Origin of the sequence: Marichromatium sp. AB31 (assembly GCF_003718685.1) — a bacterium.
In the GTDB taxonomy this organism is placed as follows: domain Bacteria; phylum Pseudomonadota; class Gammaproteobacteria; order Chromatiales; family Chromatiaceae; genus Marichromatium; species Marichromatium gracile.
The window spans coordinates 134,860-160,678 of sequence record NZ_RHFI01000003.1 but is presented as its reverse complement, the minus strand read 5'-3'; the positions used below and the strand labels follow the sequence as shown (position 1 = coordinate 160,678).

The following is a 25,819-nucleotide window of genomic DNA, read 5'->3' as shown; positions in this document are numbered from 1 at the left end:
AACTGAGGATGCGCATCCCGTCGCTGCTCGCCGCCGTCGCCCTGCTGGTCACGCTCGAGGTCGGGGCCACGCCCCGCACCGAGACCCTGTTCTACACCGACGGCGAGACCCGCCTCGGCGGCTATCTCAGCCTTGACGACGCCCAACCCGGCCCACGCCCCGGGGTGTTGGTGCTGCACGAGTGGTGGGGGCTCAACGATCACGTCCGCGCCCAGGCGCGCCGACTCGCCGAACTCGGCTACGTGGTCTTCGCCGCCGACCTCTACGGCGCCGGCCGGGTCACCGAACACGCCGCCGACGCCAAGGCGTGGATGACCCAGCTCAGCGAAGACCCCGAGGCCTGGCGCCAGCGCGCACTCGCCGGGCTCGATGTTTTGCGCGAGCGCCCCGAGGTCGACCCCGAGCGCATCGTCGCGCTCGGCTACTGCTTCGGCGGCGCCACCGCGATGCAACTGGCCTATGCCGGCGCGCCGCTCGCCGGCGTGGTCAGCGTCCACGGCTCCCTGCCCCCGCCGCCGCCCGAGCTCGGCCACCTCTCACCCGCGGTGCTCGCGCTGCACGGCGCCGCCGACCCCATGGTGCCGACGGCGCGCGTGCACGCCTTCCAGCACGAACTCGAACGCCTCGGCGCCGACTGGCAGCTGGTGATCTACGGCGGTGCCCGTCACGGCTTCACCAACCCGGGGGCCGACCGCTACAAGCTCGACGGGGTGGCCTACGACGCCCGCGCCGCACAACGCGCCTGGCGCATGCTCGAGACCTTCCTCGACGAGGTGCTGACAACCGCGCCCTGAGCGGGACACTCGAACACGCCCGGATCGGCTACCATCGGCATCGCGCGTCGCCAGCAGCGACGCCGTCCGTTCACACCCACCGATCAGCACCACATCATGTCCGATACCGTCATCGTCTGGTTCAGACGCGATCTGCGTCTCGACGACAACCCCGCGCTCGAGGCGGCGCTGCGCTCGGGCGCACGCATCCTCCCGGTCTATATCCACGCCCCCGATGAGGAGGCCCCCTGGGCCCCGGGCGCGGCCAGCCGCTGGTGGCTGCACCACAGCCTCGAGGCGCTCGATGCCGCGCTGCGCGCCTGCGGCGCCCGACTGTGGATCGGCCAGGGCGAGAGCCTCGCGCTGCTGCGCCGGCTGGCCGAGACCAGCGGCGCCCGGGCGATCCACTGGAACCGTCTCTACGACCCCGCCACCCGCGAGCGCGACACCGCGATCAAGCAGCAACTCCGTGCCGCCGGGCTCGACTGCACCAGCCACAAGGGCGCGCTGCTGTTCGAGCCCTGGGAGGCAGCCACCGGCAGCGGCGGTCCCTACAAGGTGTTCAGCGCCTTCTGGCGCCACTGCACACCGCGACTCGCCGAACTCCCCGACCCGATCGCGGCCCCGGTGCGCATCCCCGGCGTCGAGCTCGACGGCGGCGACACCGTCGCCGATCTCGACCTGCTGCCCCGCATCCGCTGGGACCAAGGGCTGGCCGAGGCCTGGACGCCCGGCGAGCACGGCGCCCGAACGACCGCCGAGCGCTTCCTCGCCGGCCATCTCGACGGCTACGGTGAGCTGCGCGACCACCCCGACCGCCCCGCCACCTCGCGCCTCTCGCCACACCTCCACTTCGGCGAGATCGGGCCACACCGGCTGCTCGCGCTGACCCGCGCCGCGCTCCCCGCAGCCCTGCCCCTCGGCGAGCACGCCTTCGTGCGCGAACTCGGCTGGCGCGAGTTCGCCTATCATCTGCTCTATCACTTCCCGCAAACCCCGGAGCATCCGCTCGATACGCGCTTCGCCGACTACCCCTGGCGCGAGCCGTCCGATAGCGATGTGCTCGAGCGCTGGCAGCAGGGACGCACCGGCATCCCCCTGGTCGATGCCGGGATGCGCGAGCTGTGGCACACCGGCTGGATGCACAACCGGGTGCGCATGGTCGCCGCCTCGCTGCTCACCAAGAACCTGCGCCTGCCCTGGCAGCTCGGCGCGCGCTGGTTCTGGGACACCTTGGTCGATGCCGACCTCGCCAGCAACACCCTCGGCTGGCAGTGGACGGCCGGCTGCGGCGCCGATGCCGCACCCTACTTCCGGGTCTTCAACCCGGTGCGCCAGGGCGAACGCTTTGACCCCAATGGTGACTATGTGCGCCGCTGGTGTCCGGAGCTGGCGCGGCTGCCCGACAAGGTACTGCAACAGCCCTGGACCGCCACCAGCACCACGCTGGCACGCGCCGGCGTCGGGCTCGGCGTCAACTATCCGACCCCCATCGTCGACCTGGCGCAGTCGCGCCGCGAGGCACTTGCCGGGTGGGAGGGGATCAAATCGAGCCCATAATCCACATGCGGCATCGTCAATGCCCCCTTAGAATCGACAGCGGACTTCACTGCGGAGCGATCCCGATGCGCCGAACACGACCGGACCGACCTTCTCCTCCAGCCGAACAACGACGCTGACCTTGGAGTCTGACCCCGTGCCCGTCGCACCCAAGCGTCCGCACCTCTCCTCAACCAACTCGGCGCTGGGGTTGTTGCGTACGCTCTTCGATGCCAGCCACGAAGGGTTGATCGCAATCGACCCCGACGACGGGCGCATCCTGCTCGCCAACCTGACCGCCTGCCAGCTGCTGCGTCTGGACGAACGCGAGCTGCTCGGCCAGCGGCTCGAGCCGCTGCCCTGCTGGCCGGCGGAGCGGGAACTCGACGACGAGCTGGCCGCGGTGCACACCGGCGAGCGGGTGCTCGAGGCCCCGGGCCCGGACCCGCGCACCCCGCTCGAGGTGCGACTGCAACTGGTCGAGAACACACCCAGCGGCCCGGTGGTGCTCGTGGTGCTCGTGGTGCTGTCGCATCGCGAGCGTCGCCGCATCGAGTCGGCGCTGCGCGAGAGCGAGGCGCGCTTTCGCGGCATCCTCGAGAAGCTGCCGGCGATCGCGGTCCAGGGCTACGACGAACAGCGTCGCGTCACCTTCTGGAACCGCGCCAACGAGCGCGTCTACGGCTACACCCCGCAAGAGGCGCTGGGACGGCGGATCGAGGAGCTGATCATCCCGCCGGAGTTTCGCGAGCGGATGACGGGGCTGATCGATACCTGGCTGCAGAGCGATCGCGACCCGCCGGCCGGCGAGCTGCGGCTGCGCCGACGCGACGGCTCACCGGTCGAGGTCTTCTCCAGCCATGTGATGCAGCGCTACAGCAGCGGCCGGCGCGAGATGTTCTGCGTCGACATCGATCTCACCGAGATCCGCGCCGCCGAGGAGCGGTTGCGCCTGGCCGGCACCGTCTTCGACAGCACCGCCGAGGGGATCTACATCACCGACGCGAGCGGACGCCTGCTCGAGGTCAACCGCGCCTTCACCGCGATCACCGGCTATGAGCACGACACCCTGCTCGGTCGGCCGATCTCGATCCTCAAGTCGGCCCGCCACCCCCCGGGCTTTTTCCATTCGATGCGCCGCGCCCTCGCCGAGACCGGCTACTGGCGCGGCGAGATCTGGATCCGCTATCGCGACCGCAGCGTCCACCCGGCACTGCTGCGGGTCAACCGGGTGCGCGATGCCCAGGGCGAGACGGCGCACTTCGTCGGCGTCTTCTCCGACCTCAGCCAGGTCCGTCATTCCCAGGCGCGGGTCGACTACCTCACCCATCATGACGCCCTCACCGAGTTGCCCAACCGGCTGCTGTTCCAGGCCCGGCTCGAGCACGCCATCGGTCGCGCCGAACAGGGACGTGCTCAGCTCGCCGTGTTGTTCGTCGACATCGATCGCTTCAAGGGGATCAACGATGCACTCGGTCACGCCGGTGGCGACGCCCTGCTGCGCGCCGTCGGGCGGCGCCTGAAGACACAACTGCAACGCGACGACACCATCGCCCGCTTCAGCGGCGACGAGCTGATGGTGCTCACCGAGCACATCGCCGACGAGGGCGACAGCGCCCGACTCGCCGAACAGCTGCTGCGCGCCATCGCCGCACCCTTCGAGCTCTGCGACGATGAGCTGTTGATCACCGTGAGCATCGGTGTCGCGCTCTACCCGCGCGACGGTGCCGACAGCTCCCAGCTGCTGCGCAACGCCGAGGTCGCGTTGTGCCAGGCCAAGCATGCCGGCGGCAACAGCTATGCCTTCTTCACCGCCACCCTCACCCGCATCGCCCGCGAGCGCGCCCAGCTCGAACACGAGCTCAGGCGCGCCATCCGCGACGGCGAGCTGCTGCTCCACTACCAACCCCAGGTCTCGCTGATCGACGGCGCCCTGGTCGGTCTCGAGGCCCTGGTGCGCTGGCAGCACCCCCAGCACGGACTGCTGCCGCCGGGGCGCTTCATCCCCATCGCCGAGTCGAGCGGGCTGACCCTCGCGCTCGGCGAGTGGGCACTGCACGAGGCCTGTCTCCAGACACGTCGCTGGCTCGACGCCGGGATCGCCATCGGTCGGGTGCACGTCAACGTCGCCCATGCCCAGATCCAGCGCGGCGCACTCTATGACACGACCCGGCGCATCCTCGCCGAGACCGGGCTCGAGGCCCACCATCTGGGACTGGAGATCACCGAGGGCGTGGTGATGGAGCACGATATCGAGGTCATCGCCGAGCTCGAACGACTGCGCGCCGAGGGCATCAGCCTCTCGGTCGACGACTTCGGCACCGGACACTCGTCGCTGGCGCGGCTCAAGGAGCTGCCCGTCGATCTGCTCAAGATCGATCGTTCGTTCGTCGGCGGGATCGAGAGCCAGGGACAGGATCGCGACATCATCCGCGCGATCATCGCCCTCGGCGAGGCACTGGGGCAGGAGGTGCTCGCCGAGGGCATCGAGACCCGCAAGCAGGCGCTGGCGCTGCGCCGACTCGGCTGTCGGCTAGGCCAGGGCTATCTGTTCGCCCGACCGCTCGCGCCCGAGGCGCTGCCGGACTGGATCGGCTCGCGGGCACGGGCGGACTGAACCGCTCAGCCGGCGTCCGTTCCCTCGAGCAGGCGCCGGATCACCACCCCGGCGAGGGTCAGCCCGAACAGCGCCGGCAGATAGCTGATGGTGCCGTTGACCGCCCGCGGACGCCCTTGGCTAACCGGCTCGGGCGGTGCCGGCGGGTGCGGCTCCTCGTCCGACCAGACCACGCACACCCCGCGCCCGACCCCACGGCGGCGCAGCTTGGTGCGCACCGCGCGCGCCAATCCGCAGACCTTGGTGTCCATCAGGTCGCCGACCTGGATACGGGTGGGATCGAGCCGCCCGCCGGCGCCCATGCTGCTGACCACCGGCACACCGAGACGCAGCGCGGTCTCGATCAGCGCGAGCTTGCTCGCCAGGCTGTCGATGGCGTCGACGAGCTGGTCCGGGCGCTCGGCGAGGAAGGCATCGGCACCCTCGGCGGGCAGGAAGGCGGCATGGGCGCGGACCCGGCAGGCGGGGTTGATCGCAGCGACGCGCTCGGCCATCACCTCGACCTTGGGGCGGCCCAGGGTGGTGGTGAGCGCCACCAGCTGACGGTTGAGGTTGGAGGGGGCGACGCGGTCGTGATCGACCAGGGTGAGGGTGCCGACCCCGGCGCGCGCCAGCGCCTCGGCGGCGAAGGCACCGACCCCGCCGAGCCCGGCGACGAAGACGTGCGCATCACGCAGTCGCGCCACCCCGTCCTCGCCGACGAGGATCCGGGTGCGGTCCCACAGCGGCTGATCCAGGCTCATAGCGCCAGCACCTCGCGGGCATTGGTCGTGGTGTGGGCGGCGAGCGCCTCCGCCGACTCGTCGCGGACCTCGGCCAGGGCGGCGAGCACCTGACCGAGATAGGCCGGGCTGTTGCGCTCGCCCCGGTGGCTGGCCACGGTCATGTCCGGCGCGTCGGTCTCGAGCACCAGGGCGTCATGCGGCAACGCCCGCGCCAGCCGCCGCAGCCGGGTCGAGCGCGTGAAGGTGAGCATGCCGCCGAAGCCGAGCCGGAACCCGCGCTCGAGATAACGCCCGGCCTGCTGCTCGCTGCCGCCGAAGGCGTGCGCGATGCCGCCCTCGACACCGGCGCGGGCGAGCGCCGCGAGCACCTCCTCGTGGGCCTTGCGCACATGCAGCAGCACCGGCAACCGGGCCTCGCGGGCGATCGCCAGCTGGGCCTCGAACAGCGCCAGCTGGTGGTCGCGATCGGCGTCGGCACGATGGAAGTCGAGCCCGATCTCACCGATCGCCACCGGGCGCTCGGCGGCGACCAGCGCGCGCAGCGTCGTCAGTGCCGACTCGGCCTCCTCGGGCGGCGGCAGATAGAGCGGGTGCAGCCCGAGCGCGGCGCGACAGGCCGGGCGCTCGCCGGAGGCGGCGGCACGCTGCGCCAGCACCCGCGACCAACCGTCGAGGTCGATCGCCGGCACCACCAGGGTCTCGACCCCGACGGCGCGCGCCGCGGACAGCACCGCCGCGCGATCGGCGTCGAACACCGGCAGATCGATATGACAATGGGTGTCGATCAGGGGCAGCGCGCGCTCAGCCATGGGCACGCGGGTCGCGGACGTAGAGCACGCGGTTGGGACCACGCCCGACCTGACGCGCCTCGAGCTCGAAGAGCTGGATGGCATTGAGCAGCTCGCTGAGCTTGCGGTAGCCGTAGTTGCGCGCGTCGAACCCGGGGCTGCGCTTGGCGACCGCCGAGCCCACCGCCCCCAGCCCGGCCCAGCCGGTGTCGTCGGCGGCGCTGTCGACGGCGCTGCGCAGCAGGTTGACCAGCCGGGTGTCGCACTTGAGCTCCTTGGCGCTCTTGCGCGCGTCGATGTCCTCGTCGACGTCCTCGCGCAGCACCTCGGTGAAGACGAACTTGTCGCAGGCGGCGACGAAGGGCTCGGGGGTCTTGCGCTCACCGAAGCCGTAGACGGTCATCCCCGACTCGCGCAACCGCGAGGCCAGACGGGTGAAGTCGCTGTCGCTGGAGACGATGCAGAAACCGTCGAAGTTGCGCGAATAGAGCAGATCCATGGCGTCGATCATCATCGCGCCATCAGTGGCATTCTTGCCCCTGGTGTAGCTGAACTGCTGGATCGGCTGGATCGAGTGACGCAGCAGCGTCTCCTTCCAGGAGCCGAGATTGGGCGAGGTCCAGTCGCCATAGATGCGCTTGACGTGCGCGGTGCCGTACTTGGCGACCTCGGCGAGCAGCCCCTCGACGATACTCGCCTGGGCGTTGTCGGCGTCGATCAGCACCGCAAGCTTGAGATTGACCGGTTCCGTCATCGGCGACTCCATCGGTAACAGGGACATGGGCAGCGCGACCGACTCACCACATCAGGTCGTCGGGCACCTGGAACTCGGCGTAGGGGTCGTCGGCGTCGGGCGTCTCCTCGGGGCGGTTGAGCACCAGTACCAGACGCGCGTCGCGCTCGAGCAGGCGCTCGGCGATCTCCGCCGGCACCAGCTCGTAGAAGTCGTCCTGACGCACCACCGCGAGCCGACCCGCGACCAGCTTGGCGTGCTGTGCCTTGTTGACATAGATCCGCTTGAGCTTGCTGCCGTCGGTGAAGTTGTAGGCGACGTCACCACGCTCGCGCACCACCCGGTTGCTGTGGATGAGCTGGCGGATCTCGTTCTCGGCCGCGCGCCGCGCGGCCTCCTCCTGGCGCTGGCGGTTGAGCGCGCGATCGCGCTCGAGTTTCTCGCGGCGCGCACGCTCGGCGGCCTGGCGCGCGGCCTCTTCACCGGCCCCGCCCTTGGGATTCTGCTTGACCTTCTTGCGCTTGGCCGAGCGTGCCTGCTTGACTTTCTGTTCGTTGACCAAGCCCGCCTTGAGCAGTTGGTCCTGGAGCGAGTTGCCCACGTTGCGGATCTCCGGAAAAGCTGGCCGCGCCTGCCGGACGCGGTCTGTCTATATCGAAAGGGGTCGGTCGGCGACCGGATCCGGTCGCGCCCGGAGGCCTGGACCGCGACGACGAACGAGGCGCGTCGACACCTTCCCGCCCCATGCCTGTCACCATCGAGCCCGACGACCCCGAGCCCGCCACCGCTCACGGCGGCACAGGCGATTGAGGACGCAACGGCGGTGAAGTTCCGTATATTGTCGCTTTCCGTGGTGATTTTCGCCAGGGTCGCGACCACCGGCCAGGCGCACGCCACTGTGACGCGATCCGGCGCCCTGGCTTAGAATCCCGCCGGGGCCAGAGGCCCGAACCGCCGGCACCGACCGCCATCCGTGCCGGACCACCAGATACCCGAGACCATCCCGGAGTCCACACATGAGTCGTCCGCTTCAGACCACAGCCCTGCTGCTCGCCCTCGCCCTGCCCCTGCCCGCCCTCGCGGGCCCGAGCGTCGGCTATGTCGACATGCAGAAGGTGCTCGAGGAGAGCCGCATCGGTCAGCAGGTGCAGGAGCAGCTGCGCAAGGACTTCGAGCCGCGCGGACGCGCCCTGGCCGAGGAGGAGCAGACGCTGATGCAGATGCAGCAATCGCTCGAGCGCGACGCCCCGCTGATGAGCGAAGCACAGGTCGACAAGCAGCGCGCCGAGCTCAAGGAGCGCATCGCCGCCTACCAGAAGGAGGCCGCGCAACTGCAACGCGAGCTGATGAAGGCCCAGCAGGAAAAGGGCCGCGAGATCGTCGTCCCGGCGCGCGAGGTGGTCAACGCCATCGCCGAGAAGCGCGGGCTCGACATGGTCGTCGAGCGCGGCCAGAACGGCCTACTCTACATCGACGAGGGACTCGACATCACCGAGGCGGTGATCGAGCGTCTCGACGACGACTGACCCCGGCGACCGGCCGCGCGCGGCCGGTCTCCACGCCGCCACATGGGGCCACCATCTCGATCAGCCACAGAGACCAGCTCGACGCGCAGCTGCGCGACTGCTCCCGGACACGCCGGACTGGACACTTGGGCAGAGGACTGCGAGCATCCGCGCGCAAGATCCATCAGCCCGACGACAGCCCAGTGCACTACCAGATCCAGCCCGTCACCCCCTTCCAGCAGAACTGCACCCTGGTGTGGTGCGACCAGACCCGACGTGCGGCGGTCATCGATCCCGGCGGCGAGCCCGAGGTCATCGCCACCCTGATCGAGCAGCTCGAACTCATCCCCGAGTACCTGCTGCTCACCCACGGCCATCTCGATCACGTCGGCGCCAGCGCCCCGCTCGCCGCGCGGCTCGGGGTGCCGATCCTCGGTCCGCACCGCGACGACGCCTTTCTGATCGAGACCCTGGAGCACCAGTGCGAGCTGTTCGGCTTCCCGCCGATCGAGCCCTTCACCCCGCAGCGCTGGCTCACCGACGGCGAGACCATCGCCCTCGGCGAACAGACCCTGGAGGTGATCCACACCCCGGGACACACCCCGGGACACATCGCCTATCTCAACCGCGCGAGCGGTCTGATCCAGCTCGGCGACGTGCTCTTCCGCGGCTCGATCGGTCGCACCGACTTCCCCCGCGGGGATCACGCCCAGCTGATCGCCTCGATCCGCGAGCGACTGTTCCCGCTCGGCGACGAGATCGCCTTCATCCCCGGGCACGGACCGATGTCGACGCTCGGTCGCGAGCGACGCACCAACCCCTTCGTTCGCGACCCCGCCTGAACACCACCACGGGCCGTCGCCGTCGCGCTCGGTTACACTAGGGCGGCGCCGGCCTCGAGCGACGGCGCGGGCGGGGAGACGCCCGCCGCCGCGGCCGGACGCCCGGCCCGGGGCGCGCCGTCGACGAGACGGCGCGCCCTGGAAGAACCGATCGACTCGGAGCCGTCCGAACCCTCGCGACGGCTCCGTCATTGACACCTTCAGCCACGGGCGCGGCAACGTCGCGCGCCGCGCAGGCTCGAGCGCAAACCTGGGTGGGAACGAGATGTTACTCAAACGCTTTCTCAAGCGGCGCAAGACCGACGCAACCGCACACCCGAGGACGCCACCGGCATCCGTCGCGCGTGAACCGGCCGAGACGCCGCCACCGCCGGTCGAGCCAGGCGACCTCGACCGCCTCGCCGCAACCCTCGTCAACGCGACGGCGGCGAACGAGCGCGACGCCGCCGCGACCCGTTACGGCGAACTGCTCGCCCGCCTCCAGCCGGCCACCGAGCGCGAATCGCGCCTCGCGACGATCACCGCCCCCGAGGCACTCGCCAGCCTTGCTCGCCGCTGCCCGGATCCGGCGCTGCGGCTGTCGCTCATCGCCCGACTCGATGCCGCCGAGGCACTCGCCGAGTGCGCCCTCGAGGACCCGGTGGCGGCCAACCGCCGCGCCGCGATCGAGCGACTGGAGAGGCGCGAGGCGCTCGAACGCGTGGTGCGCGAGATCGGCAAGCGCGACAAGGTCGTCCACCGGCGCGCCCGCGAGAAACTGCGCCTGATCGCCGAGCGCGAGGCCGAGCCGCAGCGCATCCGCGAGCAGTGCAGCGGGCTGTGCGAACGCGCCGAGCGACTCGGTCGGCTCGGCAACTGGACCCAGGACCGCGCGCTGCTCGACCATCTCGACCAGCAGTGGGCCGAACTCGAGGCGCGCGCCGAACCCGAGCTGCGCTCCCGCTACCAACAGGCGCGCGAGCGCTTCATCGCGGCCTTCGAGACGGCCAGCTCGGCAGCGGCCAGGGAGCAGGCCGAGCAGCAGGACCAGACCGCGCGCGCCGCGACCTATCAGACGCTGCTCGCCCGGCTCGAGACCCTCGCCGAGGCCGCCACCCCGGACGCCGCCGAACTGGCCCGGATCGAGCACGAATGGGGGGCGCTCGCCGCCCTGCCCGACCCCGAGCAGGCGCCGCTCGATGCCCGCCGCCGCGCACTCGCCAGCCGCATCGCCGATCACCACAGCCGCGAGCGCGCACAGGCGCAGGCACGCGCCCAGCTCGCCGAGCACCAGACGCGCATCGGCGAACTGCTCGACAGCCCCAAGCCGCTGGCCTGCCACCGTGCCGAGCGATTGCTCCAGCGCGCCCGCGACTGCTGCGCAACCCTCGACGGCGACCCGGCGACGGCCGCGTGCGGCACGCTCGTCGACCGGCTCGCCACACGCATCCGCACCCAGCGGCGCAACGCCGAGCAGCGACGCGACCAGCTCGGCGGCAGGCTCGCCGAACTCGAACAGCGTCTCGAGGCCGGCGAGCTGCGCAAGGCCGACGCCCTCTTCCAGAGCCTGCAGGCCGGGCTCGAACTGGTCGAGACCAGCGGCTGCGCCAACGCCGACAGCGTCCGTGCCGCCGAGCGGTTGCGTCAGCTCGCCCCCCAGCTGCGCGAGCTGCAGCAGTGGCGCCGCTGGAGCGCCGACCAGCACCGCGAGGCGCTGTGCACCGAGATCGCCGCGCTCGAGGCCGAGGCACCGGCGCTCGAACAGGCCGCCGAGCAGCTGCAGTCGCTGCAACAGCGCTGGAAGGAACTCGACCGCTCCGGGGCGCGCGCCGACGAGACGCTGCGCGCCCGCTTCCAGGAGACCGCGACCCGCATCCGCGAGCGCTGCCGCCCCCATCTCGAGGCCCAGGTGGCCGAGCGCGCGGCCAACCGCGCCGCCTGCGAACGGCTCTGCGACCAGCTCGAGGCCTTCATCGAGGGTGTCGACTGGGAGCAGGCGGACTGGAAACAGGTGGTGCAGACGCGCGCCGACATCCGGCGCGCCTGGGCGGCGATCGGCCCGGTCGAGGCGCGTCACCGCCACGTCCTGGAGCGTCGCTTCCACCGCGCGCTCAAGCGTCTGGAGCGGCGGCTCGAGGGCGAGCGCAAGCGTAACTTCGCCTTCAAGCGCGCGCTGATCGCCGAGGTCGAGACGCTGGTCGAGCACGAACCGCTCGAAGAGGCACTCGAGCGCACCAAGGCGCTGCAACGCGACTGGCACACCACGGTCGCGGCGCGTCAAAAGGATGAGAACCGCATCTGGCGCGAGTTCCGCGCCGCCTGCGACGCGGTGTTCGCCCGGCGCGAGGCGCTGCAGAAGGCCCAGTTCGCCGAGCTGGAGGACAACCTCGCCCGGCGCGAGGCACTCTGCGCCGAGGCCGAGCGGAGCGCTGCGGACGAGACCACGCCGGCGCAACTCGAGGCCCGGCTGGGCGAGTTCGACGCGCGCTGGCGCGAACTGCAGTCACTGGCGGTGCCGCGTCAGGCGGCCGGTGCACTCAAGGCACGCTGGCAGGCGGCGCGCGAGCGGCTGGTACAGGCACGACAGCACGCGCGCGAGCGGGAGCGGGGCCGGAGCATCGCGCTGCTCGAGCGCCAGGAGGCGCTGTGCGCCCGAATCGAGCAGGCGGCGATCGCCGAGCATGGACAGGGGTTCGAGCGCGCCGCGATCGAGGCGGAATGGAGCGCGCTCGGCGCGCTGCACGATCAGGCGCTGCAGGCGGCGATGGACGCGCGCCTGCGCCGGGCCTGCGAGGCGCTCGCCGATGCCGCGACGGCGCAGACGCTCGCCGCGGAGCTGGATGCGCACGGCGAGCAGCGCCGGCAGCTCTGTCTCCAGCTCGAGATCCTCACCGGCATCGACTCACCGCCGGCGTATAGTCAGCAGCGTCTGGCGTATCAGGTGGCGCGGCTCGCCGAACGCATGGGCGATGGCGAGAGCGACCCGCTCGGCGGCACCACCGAGCTGCTGCGCGACTGGTACCTGAGCGCGCCGGCACCGGCCGACGCCGCGCTCGAGACGCGCTTCGCCCGGGTGGTCGCGGCGCTCACCCCGGAGCCCGCGCGCGATACCGGCACACCGGCCTGAGCGGGGTCGGGCGACACGGGGCGCGCGCGCCCCGTGTCGCGCTCAATCCTGGCCGAGCTTGACGCAGAGCACGTCGCAGTCGGGGTTGCGCAACACCTGCCGGGCGGTGGCGCCGAACAGCCCGAGCAGACCGTGACGACCGTGACTGCCGATCACCACCAGCCCGACGCCGAGTTCGGCTGCGACCTCGTCGATCACCTGACCGGTGGCGCCGACGCGCACCAGACGATCGGCGGCGGGCACGCCGAGACGCTCGCCGAGCGCGGCCATCTCCTGCTCGGCCACCCGCAACAACTCGGCCTCGAGCCCGGCCTCGCCGCCGATCAGCGGATCGCCCGAGTAGCCCACCGGCATGTAGTCCATCGACGGCGGCACGTATTCGACCACGTGCAGCAACGTCAACCGTGCCCCGAACAGCGCCCGCAGCCGCACCGCGCGCGCCACCACCGGCTCGCTCTCGGGCTCGAAATCGGTGGCGAGCAGCAAGTGCCCATAATCCTCTGTGTCCATCACACACCTCGCTGGACTTGACCAGGGCGGACCTTGCGGCGACACCCTCGGCATCGCTAGACTGCCCACCCGCCCCTGCACTCCAGGGACATGCCGATTATCGACCATCGCCACCGGGATCGGCAGATATCCCCATCATCGACACCGCGGTTGCCCGGTCGCCGCGCGTCCTCCGACAGCCCCGCCATGCTCGAGATTACCCCGCAGATCCGTATCGCCGAGTCCGAACTCCAGGAGCGCTTCATCCGCGCCCCCGGCCCCGGCGGCCAGAACGTCAACAAGGTCGAGACCGCCGTCCAGCTCAGTTTCGACATCGCCACCAGCCCGTCGCTGCCCGAGGCGGTACGCGCACGGCTGCTGCTGCGCAACGACCGACGCATCGACCAGGCCGGGGTGGTGCGCATCGAGGCGCACCGCCACCGCACCCGAGAGCGCAACCGCGCCGACGCGCGCGAGCGCCTCGCGGCGCTGATCCGCGAGGCCACCGCACGCCCCCGCCCGCGCATCGCCACCCGTCCGACCAAGGGCTCGCAGCGGCGCCGGCTCGAGGCCAAGCGCAAGCGCGGTCGCGACAAGCAACTGCGCCGCGTACGCCCCGGCGAGGACTGATCGCTCAGTCGCCGAACTCGGCGACGATGCCGCCGCCCTCGGGCGTGATCACCAGCACCAGACGCCCCAGGGTGGGATGACGCAGGGTGAGTACCTCGACCCCGGCGCGGGTGCGCGTCTCCACCAGCTCGCACTCTCCGCGCAGATCCGCGACCAGCGCGGGTTCGGCCTCGAACAGACGCATGACGGTCTCCTTCGGCTGACCGGCCGACGGGGCCGGTGATGAGCTGCCCGGCGACGCCTCCGCTGCGGCGCCGGGGATGGGTCAGAGCATGTCCAGGTCGTCGGCGATCGCCGCCAGCCCGGCGCGCGCGCAGGCCTCGTCGGTCGCGCCGTCGGGCGCACCGCTCACCCCGACGGCGCCGACCAGCGCCGAGCCGGCGGCGTGGATCGGCACCCCGCCGGGCGACATCACCAGCCCGTCGACCCGGCCGACGGGGCTCTCGGCGCGCTCGGCCAGCGCCGAGGTGGCGGCGTTGAAGTTAGCGGCGGTGAAGGCCTTCATCCGGCTGATGTCGACGGTGATGGGCGCGGCGATGGTGTCGCGCAGCACCACCTGCACCGTCCCTTCGCGATCGACCACGGTCGCCGCGACCTGGATGCCGCGCGCACCACACTCGGCCACCGCGCCCTCGGCCACCGCGCTGGCCGCAGCCAGCGACAGCCGTTGCAGCGGCACCACCAGGGGGTCCTCGGCCCTCAGCGGACCGGCCAGCGTCAGCATGGCCGCGATCGCGACCGGGATGATCGGCTTGCGCATCACTCGCTCCTCCGTCTGCTTCGATGTGCGCCGCCGCCCCGCGGCGGCGACCGGTCAGCGCGCGCGGTAGTGACGCTCGATGTAGTCGTCCACCATGCGCTTGAACTGCTCGGCGATGCCGTCGCCCTTGAGGGTGGCGACCTTCTCGCCGTCGACGAACACCGGCGCGGCCGGGCGCTCGCCGTTGCCCGGCAGACTGATGCCGATGTTGGCGTGCTTGCTCTCGCCCGGACCGTTGACCACGCAGCCCATCACCGCCACCTGCATCTGCTCGACCCCGGGGTAGGTGCCGCGCCACTCGGGCATGCGCTCGCGCAGATAGGCCTGGATGTCCTGCGCCAGGTGCTGGAAGGTGTCGCTGGTGGTGCGACCGCAGCCGGGACAGGCGGTGACCATCGGGGTGAAGGAACGCAGCCCCATGCTCTGCAGGATCTCCTGCGCGACCTCGACCTCGCGGGTGCGGGCCTCGCCCGGCGCCGGGGTGAGGGAGACGCGGATGGTGTCGCCGATGCCCTCCTGGAGCAGCACCGCAAGCGCCGCAGTCGAGGCGACGATGCCCTTGGAGCCCATCCCCGCCTCGGTCAGACCGAGGTGCAGGGCGTAGTCGCAGCGTGCGCCGAGCATGCGATAGACGGCGATCAGGTCCTGCACCCCGCTCATCTTGCACGAGAGGATGATGTGATCCTTGGCAAGCCCCAGCTCGACGGCGCGATCGGCGCTGGAGACGGCCGACTCGACCATCGCCTCGTACATCAGCTGCTGCGGCTCCTTGGGTGCGGCGGCGCGGTTGTTCTCGTCCATCATCCGCGCCAGCAGCTCCTGGTCGAGGCTGCCCCAGTTGACGCCGATACGCACCGGCCGGTCGTAGCGACAGGCCGTCTCGATCATGCTCGCGTACTGCGCGTCCTTCTTCTCGCCGCGACCGACGTTGCCGGGATTGATGCGGTACTTGCCCAGCGCCTCGGCACAGGCCGGGTGGTCGTTGAGCAGACGATGGCCGTTGAAGTGGAAGTCACCGACCAGCGGCACCGCACAGCCCTGGGCGTCGAGCGCCTCGCGGATGCGCGGCACTGCGCGCGCCGCCTCCTCGTTGTTGACGGTGATGCGCACCATCTCCGAGCCCGCCCGCGCCAGCGCCAGGGTCTGACGCACGGTGGCCTCGACGTCGACGGTGTCCGTGTTGGTCATGGACTGGATCACGACCGGGGCGCCGCCGCCGATGGTGAGGTGGCCGACGCGCACGGGGACGCAGGCGCGTCGCTGGATGGGGGATCGATCTGGGCTCATGTGCTGTTGATTCCGCGGAATGGATGGGGTGATGATCGCCGGGCTGGGCGGCTCAGCAGGGCAAGGGCGAGCGCAGCCCCTGGATGAGGGCAAGATAGTCCGGCTCGTCGGGACCGATCAAGCCATGACGAATCAGGAAATCGATGACGACGAGGTTGCAATTGAGCTTGAACTCGTCGCTATCGCGCACGATCTCCACGACCTCATCGACCGGCATGCGATAGAAGGCCTGCACCTCGCCGTCGGTGCAGCGGGGCACGAAGTCCTCGGGCAGTTCGAGATCATAGCAGTACATGACATCGGGCTTGAGCCCGCGCTCGGAGTCGCGACAGTAGATCACCGCGCCGACCGGCACCGCCAGATCGGCCAGCGCCGCGGCCATCCCGGCCTCCTCGGCGCACTCCTTGCGCAGGTTCTCGCGCACCCCCAGGCCGTGCGGCAGGCCGCCGCCGACGAGGTTGTCGAGCCGGTTGGGATAGAGCCTGCGATCGGCGGCACGCCGCCCCACCCACATCTCCAGCCCGTGCGCGGTACGCACGAAGCCGTTGAGGTGCTGACCGAAGGCGCGGATGCCGAAGAAGGGACCGGCGGCGCGATCGACCACGCAGCAGGCGCGATCGCGCCCGTTCGGGGTCACCGGGTAGAGTTCGCCGTGGGCATAGGGGATCTCGCCCTGCGCCACCAGCGTCTCGACCACCTCGGCGAGCAGCGCCGAGCGCGCCGCGAAGTCGCGCGGCGCGTTGATCCAGTGCACCGCCTGCGGCTCGACGCGGAACCAGCGCGGCCAGCGCGTCAGCGCCCGCGCCGCGGCATGGCGCAGGGTGCCGATTCGCACCCCGTCGAGCAGCCAGGGCACGAAGTCTTCCGGGTCCCAGCGATTACAGGCGAGGATCTTGTCGTACAGCCCCATCAATCGGTCTCCGTCGCGCGCGCCCGGCGGCGCGCCATGTGATGATTCAATCCCGCTCCTCCCGCTTGACCTCGCCCCACAGCCGCTCCATCTCGTCGCGCAGCTCGGCGGCGGGCGCCCGCCCGGCCTCGCGCAACCGCGACTCGACCGCGCCGAAGCGCCGCTCGAAGCGCTGCCCGGCCTCGCGCAGCGCCTGCTCGGCGTCGACGCCGAGATGACGGGCGAGGTTGACGCAGGAGAACAGCAGGTCGCCGACCTCGTGCACCCGCTCGGGGTCGCCCGCCGGGCGCGCCAGGGTCTCGCGACACTCCGCCAGCTCCTCCTCGACCTTGGCGAAGACGCCAGCGGCGTCGTCCCAGTCGAAGCCGACCCGCGCCGCGCGCCGTTGCAGCTTCTCGGCGCGCAGCAGCGCCGGCAGCGCCCGCGCCACGCCGTCGAGCGCCCCGGGCGGCGCGGCGCCCGCGCCCTTGCGCGCGCGCTCGGCGGCCTTCACCCGCTCCCAGTGCTCGCGCACCGCCGCGCCGTCGTCGAGCGCGGTGTCGGCAAAGACGTGCGGATGACGCCGCACCAGCTTCTCGCAGATCGCCTGCACCACCTCGGCGAAGGCGAAACTGCCGCGCTCCTCGGCCATGCGGGCGTGGAAGACCACCTGCAGCAGCAGGTCGCCGAGCTCGTCGCGCAGCTCCGGCATGTCGTCGCGCTCGATCGCATCGGCGACCTCGTAGGCCTCCTCCAGGGTGAAGGGCAGGATGGTGGCGAAGGTCTGGGCGAGATCCCAGGGGCAGCCCGACTGGGGGTCACGCAGCCGCGCCATGATCGCGAGCAGGTCGTCGAGATCGTAGCGTCGCGGCGCGACGGGAGCAGAATCGGTGGAGGACATCAGAAGAACAACCCGAGCAGCATGGAGAGCAGGATGCCCCAGCCCCACACCCGGAAGGCGATGCCGATGAAGGCGCCGGGCGCGGCCGGCACGCCACGGCGCAGTCGCGCCCAGAGATGCGGGCCGGAGAGGAACCAGGGCAGAAAGCCGAGTGTGGCCGGCAGCGCGATCACGCCCGGCACCGGCGCCTGCAGCAGCAGCGACACCGCCGCCACCGGCCAGAGCACGAAATAGGCCGCGCTCAGCCGCGCCTCGAGATCGCAGGCGCGCACCCGCACGGCCAGCGCCAGCGCGACCAGCACCCAGCCGGAGACGATGGCGATGATGATCAGACGCATCCCTTCTCCCCCTGTCAGACCTGGTTCACAACGGCGCGACACGGCACGGCGCCACCGCGTCCGATGGTAGCGGATCGGCCGCGCGAGGGTCCATCGACGAAACGGATCGCGATCAGGGGTTGACAGCACGGACAAAGGCCGGAATAATTGTCGCCTCTTCGGTGTTCGATGTCGGCAACGACTCCACTGAAGCCGCTCAATCAGTCCGCAGGCATGCGAGGCTGGATAGAGCCTCCAGGGATGGAGCAAAATTCATGCGCCCGTAGCTCAGTTGGATAGAGTACCTGGCTACGAACCAGGTGGTCGGAGGTTCGAATCCTTCCGGGCGCGCCATACAGAGATCGCCTCAGATCATCATTGTCTGAGGCGTTTTCATCAGGGCCCCACCGAGCCCTCGGCCTCGCGTCGCAATCGCTGGAACACGATGCGCCCGTAGCTCAGTTGGATAGAGTACCTGGCTACGAACCAGGTGGTCGGAGGTTCGAATCCTTCCGGGCGCGCCATACAAGATCAACGGCCAGTCGAGCAATCGACTGGCCGTTTTTCGTTTCCGGGGACTAAAACGCGCTGCCCCTGCCGCAGAGCCCATCTCTACACGCTTCACTCACCAGCCCACAGACCTCGAGCCAGAGCCGCCCCGACAGCGAGCGCGGCGCGGGCGCGACGTGAAACGGGCCGCGGGTCTTACGTCTCGTCCCATCGCTCACAGCCCCCCCACCCGCCCCGCCCGCAGCAGCGGTTCGAGCTGCTCGGCGGGGAGCGGGCGGCAATAGTAATAGCCCTGGGCGACGGTGCAGTGGTGGGCGAGCAGGAAGCGGCGCTGAGCCTCGGTCTCGACGCCCTCGGCGATGCGCTCGAGGCCGAGGTTCTCGCCGAGGCCGATGATCGCCTTGAGGATGGCGATGGCCTGACGGGGGAGTTCGGGACGCTCGTCGATCTCGGCGAGGAAGGAGCGGTCGATCTTCAGCGAGTTCACCGGCAGGCGGTTGAGATAGCTCAGCGAGGCGTAGCCGGTGCCGAAGTCATCGAGCGCGATCGAGAAACCGCGTTGACGCAGCTCAGTGACCGCAGCCACCGCCCGCTCGATCGAGCGCATCGCTGCACTCTCGGTGATCTCGAACTCGAGCATCTCCGGGGCGATGCCGAAGGCCTCGGCGGTATTGGCGAGCCGCTGCGCCAAACCATCGAGGAAGAGCTCGTTGGCCGACAGGTTGACTGCGATCGGGACCACGGGCACCCCCTGCGCCTGCCAGTCGAGGAGCTGACGACACGCGAGATCAAGCACGATGGGGCCGAGCTGGAGGATCAGCCCGGTGCTCTCGGCCAGCGGGATGAAGCGTCCCGGCGGAATCAGCCCGCGCTCGGGATGCTGCCAGCGCGCCAGCGCCTCGAGGCTGAGGATACGCCCGTCACGCAGATCGACCCGCGGCTGGAAGTGGAGCAGGATCTCGTCGCGCTCGAGCGCCAGACGCAGATCCTGCTCGAGCAGGAACTGCTCGTGCAGCCGCTCGTTGGTCTCTGGGGTGAAGAAGCGATAGCTCCCCCGCCCCTCGGCCTTGGCCATGTGCAGGGCAGCGTCGGCATGACCGATCAGCTCGTCGGAGGTGGCGGCGTCGTCGGGATAGAGCGAGATGCCGGTCGAGGCACTGATCAGCACCGAGCGGTCCTCGATCGCCACCGGCGGGGCGAGCACGCCGCGGACCTGTCTGACCAGCTCGATACAGCCCTCCGGGCGCGACTGCTCGGCGGTCAGCCAGATGAAGTTGTCGCCACCGAAACGAGCCAGGGTATCGTGCGCGCCAAGGATGCCGAGCAGCCGCTGCGCGACCTCGCGCAACACCTGATCGCCGGCCTGGTGGCCGAGCGAGTCGTTGATCAGCTTGAGGTTGTCGAGATCGATCGAGAGCAGCGCCAGACCACGCCCACTGCGCGCCCCATGGGCCAGGGCGCGATGGATGCGTTTGCGCATCAGTCGACGGTTGGCCAGGCCGGTGAGCGGGTCGTAGTGGGAGAGGAAGGCGAGCTTGTCGGAGAGGGTCTTCTCGTCACTGATATCGACCAGTCCGCCGTAGTAGCGACGCACGCCGGGGGCGTCGGGATCGGCCTGGCACTCGGTGGTGGCGCGCACCCAGCGCAGCGAGTCGTCCTTATGACGCAGCCGCAGCTCGCAGGTCGAGGTCTGGCCGGGCTCGAGATCGACGATGTTGTCGTCGAACAGCTCACCATCCTCCTCGATCACCATGAAGCGCCAGCTGCGCTGCGCCAGCACCTCCTCGAGCGTATAGCCGGTGAGCGCGAGGATGGAGTCGGTCATCCACTCGATCCAGAACAGTCCGCCATCACGCCGCTGGCTGGCATAGGCGACATCGGTCATCACCGAGGTGACCTGACGGTAGCGGGTCTCGCTGAGCAACAGGTCGCGCTGGATCTGCTGACGCACCAGCAGATTGACGATGGTCTCGCCGAAGACCTGCAGCACCTGCCCCTCGTCGTGGGTCCAGGTCCGCGGTTCACGCGCGCTCTCTAGTCCGAGGGTACCGAACAGCTGACCATGGCTGGTGAGGGCGACGACCAGTAGTGCCCGGGTGCCGCGCGCGCGCAGCATCGCGCGCTCGAGATGCGCCTCGGGCGGCAGCCGTTCGATGTCGGGGATGGCGATCGGCTCCTGACGGTGGATCTGACTCATCCGCCAGGGTGTTTGCGACAGTGGCGCGGCCTGCAGCGATGGGCGGCTGGGCGGAATGCCCGCGTGACACCACTGGTGATGCTGACGCAGGGTCTGGGTCTGGGTATCGAGTCGGGAGAGGATACAGCGGTCGGCCCCGAAGAAGCGACCGATGCGCTCCAGCGCGTGACGCATCAACCCGTCCAGGGCATCCGGGGTGGCGTGGAGGAACTGCGTCGAGAGCTCGGCGATCAGTCGCTGGAAGCCGAGCTGATGGCGCAGCGCCTGCTGAATGTGCTCGCGCTCGGTGATGTCCGTGATCAAGCCCTGGAGATAGAGGATCCGCCCCTGCTCATCGCGCTGGACGCTGGTGTCCTCCTCCACCCAATGCACCGAGCCATCGGCCCAGAGGATGCGATAACGCTGGGTGAAGGCCGGCCCCTCGACGCCGAGGAAGCTGTCGAACCCCTGCTCCAGCGCGGCGCGATCATCGGGATGGACCAGGTCGGCGAAATGCATCTCGCCGGAGCGTATCTGCTCGAGCCGATAGCCCCAGCGCCGAACGTTGTCCGAGGCATAGCGGATCGGCCAGCCCGGCTCGGGCGACCAGCGGAAGGCAACGATGTTGCTCGCGTCGATGATCTCGGCGGCGGCGCTGAGCTTGGTATTGGCCTCGACCAGTGCCTCGCGCTGGGCGATGCGCTCGGTCTGGTCGACGATGTTGCAGATCAGCTCGAACTCGTCGGTGTTGGGGATCGGCAGGCGGATCAGCACCAGGTCGACGATCAGCGCGGCGCCCTCGCGCCCCCGCAGCTCGACCTCGTGACAGCTCGCCTTGCCGTCATCGAGGGCGCGCTCGAGCGCGGCGCGCAGAAAGGACTGATGTCTGGGCGCGGCCAGGCGCTCGAAGCGCCGGTGCTCGAAGGCGCAGAGTCGGGCGGCGGCGGCATTGAGGTCTCGGATCTCTCCCTCCGGACTGATCCTGAGCGTCGGCTGCGGCTGCTCCTGATAAAGCCCGCGGAAGCGTTGCGAGGCGATCTCGCTGGCCTGCTCGCTCTCACGCAACGCCTCTTGCTGCAACTCGAGCTCGGCATGGTAGACATGCAGCTCCTCGAGCAGCGCGGTGATATCGACATCACCCTGCCCGATGGCCTCGAGCACATGACCGAACCGGCCTTCGCGCAGCACCTGGCGGGCGCGATCACGCAATGCGTCGCTGGACTTCGGGGGGGATTCACTCATCGTCTCACCATGGATCACCGCGACATCACCCACCACCGATGTCGGTGGCAACTGGCGAAGGGAGGCGGCGCGCCCGGCGACATCGATACGACAGACACGCCCCGCATCGAGCCGAGAGGCGCATGCGCCTCAGCTCCCGACACAACGGCAAGGGTCGGGCCATGCAATCGATCGAGCTCGCACTCAGAGGTGAGGCTGAGGCCGGAGGATCCCAAGCATCGTCGCGCCGCGGCGCCACACGGCGACGACAACCGACTCAGCAGCCCTCGACGCCGCCCTGCCAGCCCGCCTCGGTGCGGGCGAAGCGCCAGCAAGCCGTGCCCACGAACCCGACGCCGTTCCAGGAACGCGGCTCGACCTGGATCTCGTGGGCATCGGCGCGGATCCAGTTGAAGGCGTTGGGCTCGCCCTTGTGCCGGGTGGAGACCGCAGTGCCCGCCTGGGCCACCACCACGCCCTCGGCGACGCCGGCATAGCCGCGGTGGAGATGGCCGCCGAGGATCAGATCGATACGCGCGCGACGCAGCCCCACCAGGGTGCGGCGCGCGCGCCCGACCAGACCACGGCGACGCAGCTCGGAGGAGAGCAGAAAGGGGTGGTGGGCGACGAGGACCCGCACCGCACCAGGCTCGGCGCGCGTCACCAGCCGCTCGATGCGCGCGAGCTGGGCGCGGTTGACGCGACCACGCGACCAATCGGGGTGCGGTCCCCAGCGCCGCGCGGTGTTGATGCCGACGGCGATGAAACCGGCGCCGTCGAGTTCGGGCTCGAGCGCGCGCCCAAGCCCGGCGCGCCAGCGTCCCCAGGGGTCGATGAAGCGCAGCAGCGGTCGCCATCCGGGCAGATCGTGATTGCCCGGCACCGCCAGCACCGGCGCCGGTAGCCGGGCAATGAAGTCGGCAGCGGCGGCGAACTCGGCAGGGCGCGCACGCTGGGTGAGATCGCCACTGAGCACCACCAGGTCGGGGGCCAGGGCGTGGAGTTCGGTCTGCAGCGCCGCGACCAGGTTGGGGGCGTCACGACCGAAGTGGAGGTCGGAGAGGTGGGCGATGCGCATCGGCTCAGACCGTCGGGCGCCCTGCGCGCGGTACCAGCACCGCCACCGTCGCGCGCTCCAGGGTGAAGCGTAGCGGCGTGCGCAGCCGCACCCGCTCACCATCGCACATCACCGAGACGGCGCGACGCCGACCGACGCCGATCTCGGCGTGACTGGCCGAGGTGGCGAGCAGCGCGTCGTCCTGCTGCCAGGTGCCGAGCATCAGCCGCATCCCCAGACGCATCAGCTCGACCCCCGAGGCGTCGCGTACGGCATAGAGCCCGAGCTGTCCGGCGTCGAGCCGTGGACGGCGCGGCACCGGGCCGGGCCGGTCGTCGATCAGGTTGGCGGTGACCACCAGCGCCCGCGCGCGCAGTCGCTCGTGGCGCTCGGCAGTGCGCAGCCGCAGACGCAGGTGGCGATAACGCTGGATCAGCGACAACCCCCGCCACACCAGCTTCGGCCACAGCACCCAGGGGCTGTTGCCGCGCGCGCGTTCACGCTCGCGCCAGCGCGCCAGCAGCGAGCCGAAACCGACCATGCAGGCACAGAGGAAGGGTTTGCCGTTGACCCGACCGAGGTCGATATGGCGCACCTCGGCGTCGCGCAGCGCATCGATCGCCGCCTCGGGGTCGAGCGGGATGCCGAGATCGCGCGCGGTCCAGTTCATGGTGCCGCAGGGGATGATCGCGATCGGCACCGACCGGCCGGCCAGGGCCTCGACCACCGCCAGCACGGTGCCGTCACCACCGGCGACATAGATGGCCTGATAGGTCACGCCCGAGAGCGCGGCGCGCAGCATCTCCTCGACCCGCCCGGCGACCAGCGCCAGCTCGTCGACCCGGCGCCCCTGCTCGCTCAGACGCTGACGCAGCAGATCCACCGCAGCCAGCGCCGCGGCGCTACCGGAGGCGCGATTGGCGACCACCAGCACCCGCACGCCGGGCGCGCTGGTGTGAGGCTGGAATGGCACTGCGGTGGCGAACATGTGATGACTCCTCCTGGTCGGCTGGCGGTAGCGCGGCATCGCACTGATACATGGGGACAGATTAACGCGCCTGAAGCCCCGTCATCGAAGCGACGCTTGATCCCCGGACGATGCGCTTATAACCTGATCGGCGGCGCGGCGAGGCCGTCCGAGGGCCTCGCCGCGCGCATTGACACGGAGCACCCCGTCCCGCGACGAGGGTGCGTCAAGGATCGCGCGGCGCCGCCTGGCAACCCCGCCGACGAGCGGCACACCACTCGAGGTGTTCCATGACCGAGTCGTTCGCCAGCGGTGCCCGGAGCTCGCACCAGACACATCAGGCCCGCCCCCCGGAGATCAACCGGCTGGTGCCCATCCTCGCCGGTGGCGGCACCCGGCTACCGGCCCACGTCGGCGTCATCCAGGCACTCGGCGAGCTCGATATCGACTGCGAACACATCGTCGGCGTCTCCGGCGGCAGCATCGTTGCCGGGCTGTTCGCCGCCGGCTGGTCGGCCGAGGCGATGAAGGAGCTGGCGATCAATGTCGACTTCCGCCGGTTTCGCGACTTCAACCTCTATCAGCTACTGTTTCGCGGCGGACTCTCATCGGGCGACGGCTTCGAGCGGTGGATGGACGAGATGCTCGAGGGCGCGCGCTTTCGCGATCTGTCGCGCACGCTCCATGTCGTCGCCACCGACGTGCGCAACGGCTCGCCGGTGGTCTTCGATCGCGATCACGACCCCGACATGCGCGTCTCCCAGGCGATCCGTTACTCGATGGGGATCCCGCTGCTGTTCGCCTATCGCGAGTACCGCCAACACCTGATGATCGACGGCTGCATCCTCTCCGAGGACGCGCTGCGTCGCGACTGGGCCGGCGACGGCACCCCCAGCTGCTGCTTCCGACTGCGCGCCAACGAGCAGAACGAACGCCCGGCGGAGCGCCGCCGGGTACCGCTGCCGGGCTATCTGCAGATGCTCATCCGCGCCTTCATGACCACGCTCTCGCGCGAGTTCGTCCAGGACGTCTTCTGGAACACCACGGTGGTGATCGACACCGGCGAGATCTCGCCGCTGGAGTTCCGTCTCAGCCCCGAGACCAAGCTCGAGCTCTACCAGACCGGCTACCGCACCACCCTCGAGATCCTGCCGGTGAAGCTCGGCAAGCTCGTCGCCCAGCGCGGCACCGGGGCACCCGGCTGACCCTGGCCACGCCCCCGCCCAGCAGCGAGAATGTCCGTCACCGCAACCGCGAGGAGACCCGCTCATGTCCATCGGACAACGCTCACTGACCCTGTTCGGCGCCGTACTGCTGGCCGGCTGCTCGGCCCCGGGCGAAGACGTCCGCATCACCCTGTGCAAGGGACTGGTGCTCACCCAGGGCGCGGCCAGCGACTGGCAGATCGAGACCCGTCTGCCCGCTCAGTATCGGGACCTCGAGGTCAGGCTGCAGTTCACCGACGGCGCCGGACGGCAGGCCAGCGCGCAATGCTTCTATCCCTATCGCGCGGTCGAGGACGACGCCCTGGCGCTCGCCGACCCGCTCTCGGTCTATGGCACGGCGCCGACGCGACTGCGCATCGACGGGCGCGAGTTCTCGCGCCAAGCGCTCGCCGAGGCGGTGAGCGCAGCAATGGGGGCGCAGGCCCGGGAGTGGGTCGAGGGGATGCGTGAAGGACTGGAGCAGACCGCACGCGAATTCGGCGGCGACTGAGACCGCACCCCCGGTCTGCACCGGGGGCGGGCGTGAGGGATCAGCGCGAGACGTGCGAGCGGGTCATCAGCTTGAGGATCTTCCAGTTGATGACGAGAAAACGCACGATCTGCCAGATCAGCGAGGTGCGCATGTAGCGGGTGAACCCGGTGGGCACCGGCGCGTAGTACTCCTGCTGGTAGGGCTCTTTGTTCTTGATCGGCATGACGGTCTCTCTGTGTGGGGCGTCACGGGGCGCACGCGCCCCGCCATGACAAGGGTTGCGCTCGGC

24 protein-coding genes and 2 tRNA genes are annotated in these 25,819 nt (G+C 70.3%); 11 read left to right on the top strand and 15 right to left on the bottom strand.

All coding sequences use genetic code 11. The features are described from left to right. The first annotated feature begins 8 nt into the window (after nt 1-8). From EBL84_RS04485 to EBL84_RS04475, 3 genes are all read left to right on the top strand, one after another. Nucleotides 9-794, top strand: a complete 786-nt coding sequence (locus EBL84_RS04485) for a dienelactone hydrolase family protein (protein ID WP_123139722.1) — start codon at nt 9-11, stop codon at nt 792-794. A 96-nt stretch (nt 795-890) separates the two neighbouring features. Continuing rightward, a complete protein-coding gene (locus EBL84_RS04480) occupies nt 891-2,333 on the top strand; it encodes a deoxyribodipyrimidine photo-lyase (RefSeq protein WP_123139721.1) in 1,443 nt (480 codons plus the stop codon). A gap of 136 nt (nt 2,334-2,469) precedes the next feature. Beyond that, the gene (locus tag EBL84_RS04475) at nt 2,470-4,929 is read left to right on the top strand and encodes a bifunctional diguanylate cyclase/phosphodiesterase (RefSeq protein ID WP_190287884.1); all 2,460 of its coding nucleotides are present in this window, start codon (nt 2,470-2,472) and stop codon (nt 4,927-4,929) included. A gap of 5 nt (nt 4,930-4,934) precedes the next feature. Here the strand turns inward: EBL84_RS04475 and EBL84_RS04470 are convergent, their stop codons facing one another. From EBL84_RS04470 to EBL84_RS04455, 4 genes are read right to left on the bottom strand one after another with little or no spacing between them, the layout of a single operon-like run. Then, entirely contained in the window at nt 4,935-5,672 is a 738-nt protein-coding gene (locus EBL84_RS04470) for a ThiF family adenylyltransferase (RefSeq protein WP_123139719.1), read from the bottom strand. Beyond that, on the bottom strand, nt 5,669-6,463 hold the full coding sequence (locus tag EBL84_RS04465) for a TatD family hydrolase (RefSeq protein ID WP_123139718.1): 795 nt from the start codon (nt 6,461-6,463) through the stop codon (nt 5,669-5,671). The genes EBL84_RS04470 and EBL84_RS04465 overlap by 4 nt, the downstream gene beginning before the upstream one ends. Then, nucleotides 6,456-7,196, bottom strand: coding sequence for an NYN domain-containing protein (locus tag EBL84_RS04460; protein WP_123139717.1), 741 nt, complete (start codon nt 7,194-7,196; stop codon nt 6,456-6,458). The genes EBL84_RS04465 and EBL84_RS04460 overlap by 8 nt, the downstream gene beginning before the upstream one ends. Nucleotides 7,197-7,239: 43 nt before the next feature. Then, complete coding sequence (locus EBL84_RS04455) at nt 7,240-7,776, bottom strand: DUF2058 domain-containing protein (RefSeq protein ID WP_123139716.1); 537 nt, start codon at nt 7,774-7,776, stop codon at nt 7,240-7,242. 415 nt (nt 7,777-8,191) lie between these two features. On the opposite strand from EBL84_RS04455, the gene EBL84_RS04450 reads away from it, so the two are divergent. From EBL84_RS04450 to EBL84_RS04440, 3 genes are all read left to right on the top strand, one after another. After that, complete coding sequence (locus tag EBL84_RS04450) at nt 8,192-8,701, top strand: OmpH family outer membrane protein (RefSeq protein WP_123139715.1); 510 nt, start codon at nt 8,192-8,194, stop codon at nt 8,699-8,701. A gap of 182 nt (nt 8,702-8,883) precedes the next feature. Beyond that, complete coding sequence (locus tag EBL84_RS04445; RefSeq protein ID WP_123139714.1) at nt 8,884-9,522, top strand: MBL fold metallo-hydrolase; 639 nt, start codon at nt 8,884-8,886, stop codon at nt 9,520-9,522. A 265-nt stretch (nt 9,523-9,787) separates the two neighbouring features. Beyond that, the gene (locus tag EBL84_RS04440) at nt 9,788-12,628 is read left to right on the top strand and encodes a DUF349 domain-containing protein (RefSeq protein WP_123139713.1); all 2,841 of its coding nucleotides are present in this window, start codon (nt 9,788-9,790) and stop codon (nt 12,626-12,628) included. Nucleotides 12,629-12,670: 42 nt separating this feature from the next. Here EBL84_RS04440 and EBL84_RS04435 read toward each other — a convergent pair whose 3' ends face one another. Then, nucleotides 12,671-13,138: a universal stress protein gene (locus EBL84_RS04435; protein ID WP_123139712.1), complete on the bottom strand. Its 468-nt coding sequence runs from the start codon at nt 13,136-13,138 to the stop codon at nt 12,671-12,673. A gap of 186 nt (nt 13,139-13,324) precedes the next feature. Here EBL84_RS04435 and arfB point away from each other — a divergent pair, with 186 nt between their 5' ends. Beyond that, nucleotides 13,325-13,747: an alternative ribosome rescue aminoacyl-tRNA hydrolase ArfB gene (gene arfB, locus EBL84_RS04430; RefSeq protein ID WP_123139711.1), complete on the top strand. Its 423-nt coding sequence runs from the start codon at nt 13,325-13,327 to the stop codon at nt 13,745-13,747. A gap of 4 nt (nt 13,748-13,751) precedes the next feature. Here arfB and EBL84_RS04425 read toward each other — a convergent pair whose 3' ends face one another. The 6 genes from EBL84_RS04425 to EBL84_RS04400 all read right to left on the bottom strand — a co-directional run bounded on the left by EBL84_RS04425 (nt 13,752) and on the right by EBL84_RS04400 (nt 17,922). Then, nucleotides 13,752-13,931, bottom strand: a complete 180-nt coding sequence (locus EBL84_RS04425) for a hypothetical protein (protein ID WP_005223509.1) — start codon at nt 13,929-13,931, stop codon at nt 13,752-13,754. An 81-nt stretch (nt 13,932-14,012) separates the two neighbouring features. Further along, nucleotides 14,013-14,507 (bottom strand): heme-binding protein, encoded by a 495-nt coding sequence (locus EBL84_RS04420; RefSeq protein WP_123139710.1) that lies wholly within the window; start codon nt 14,505-14,507, stop codon nt 14,013-14,015. Nucleotides 14,508-14,561: 54 nt separating this feature from the next. Continuing rightward, the gene (ispG, locus tag EBL84_RS04415) at nt 14,562-15,794 is read right to left on the bottom strand and encodes a flavodoxin-dependent (E)-4-hydroxy-3-methylbut-2-enyl-diphosphate synthase (protein ID WP_123139709.1); all 1,233 of its coding nucleotides are present in this window, start codon (nt 15,792-15,794) and stop codon (nt 14,562-14,564) included. A gap of 52 nt (nt 15,795-15,846) precedes the next feature. Beyond that, complete coding sequence (locus tag EBL84_RS04410; RefSeq protein ID WP_123139708.1) at nt 15,847-16,704, bottom strand: DUF4743 domain-containing protein; 858 nt, start codon at nt 16,702-16,704, stop codon at nt 15,847-15,849. Between the two features lie 46 nt (nt 16,705-16,750). Then, entirely contained in the window at nt 16,751-17,584 is an 834-nt protein-coding gene (gene mazG / locus EBL84_RS04405; RefSeq protein ID WP_123139707.1) for a nucleoside triphosphate pyrophosphohydrolase, read from the bottom strand. Continuing rightward, nucleotides 17,584-17,922 carry a hypothetical protein gene (locus EBL84_RS04400; RefSeq protein ID WP_123139706.1) on the bottom strand — a complete coding sequence of 113 codons (339 nt, stop codon included), beginning with the start codon at nt 17,920-17,922 and terminating at the stop codon, nt 17,584-17,586. Before EBL84_RS04400 ends, mazG begins: the two co-directional genes overlap by 1 nt. Nucleotides 17,923-18,178: 256 nt before the next feature. Between EBL84_RS04400 and EBL84_RS04395 the strand changes: the two genes are divergently transcribed. Both EBL84_RS04395 and EBL84_RS04390 read left to right on the top strand, forming a co-directional pair. Further along, a tRNA-Arg gene (locus EBL84_RS04395) sits at nt 18,179-18,255 on the top strand. 93 nt (nt 18,256-18,348) lie between these two features. Next, a tRNA-Arg gene (locus EBL84_RS04390) sits at nt 18,349-18,425 on the top strand. A 200-nt stretch (nt 18,426-18,625) separates the two neighbouring features. Here the strand turns inward: EBL84_RS04390 and EBL84_RS04385 are convergent. From EBL84_RS04385 to EBL84_RS04375, 3 genes are all read right to left on the bottom strand, one after another. Next, nucleotides 18,626-21,829 carry an EAL domain-containing protein gene (locus EBL84_RS04385; RefSeq protein WP_123139705.1) on the bottom strand — a complete coding sequence of 1,068 codons (3,204 nt, stop codon included), beginning with the start codon at nt 21,827-21,829 and terminating at the stop codon, nt 18,626-18,628. Between the two features lie 256 nt (nt 21,830-22,085). Continuing rightward, the gene (locus EBL84_RS04380) at nt 22,086-22,886 is read right to left on the bottom strand and encodes a metallophosphoesterase (protein ID WP_123139704.1); all 801 of its coding nucleotides are present in this window, start codon (nt 22,884-22,886) and stop codon (nt 22,086-22,088) included. A gap of 4 nt (nt 22,887-22,890) precedes the next feature. Continuing rightward, nucleotides 22,891-23,853 carry a diacylglycerol kinase family protein gene (locus EBL84_RS04375; RefSeq protein WP_190287883.1) on the bottom strand — a complete coding sequence of 321 codons (963 nt, stop codon included), beginning with the start codon at nt 23,851-23,853 and terminating at the stop codon, nt 22,891-22,893. A gap of 269 nt (nt 23,854-24,122) precedes the next feature. Between EBL84_RS04375 and EBL84_RS04370 the strand changes: the two genes are divergently transcribed. Together EBL84_RS04370 and EBL84_RS04365 are read left to right on the top strand one after the other, a co-directional pair. Further along, complete coding sequence (locus EBL84_RS04370; protein ID WP_123139702.1) at nt 24,123-25,037, top strand: patatin-like phospholipase family protein; 915 nt, start codon at nt 24,123-24,125, stop codon at nt 25,035-25,037. A 64-nt stretch (nt 25,038-25,101) separates the two neighbouring features. Continuing rightward, complete coding sequence (locus EBL84_RS04365) at nt 25,102-25,548, top strand: hypothetical protein (RefSeq protein ID WP_123139701.1); 447 nt, start codon at nt 25,102-25,104, stop codon at nt 25,546-25,548. Between the two features lie 40 nt (nt 25,549-25,588). Here EBL84_RS04365 and EBL84_RS17040 read toward each other — a convergent pair whose 3' ends face one another. Beyond that, nucleotides 25,589-25,753, bottom strand: coding sequence for a hypothetical protein (locus EBL84_RS17040; protein WP_165913556.1), 165 nt, complete (start codon nt 25,751-25,753; stop codon nt 25,589-25,591). Between the last annotated feature and the right edge of the window lie 66 nt (nt 25,754-25,819).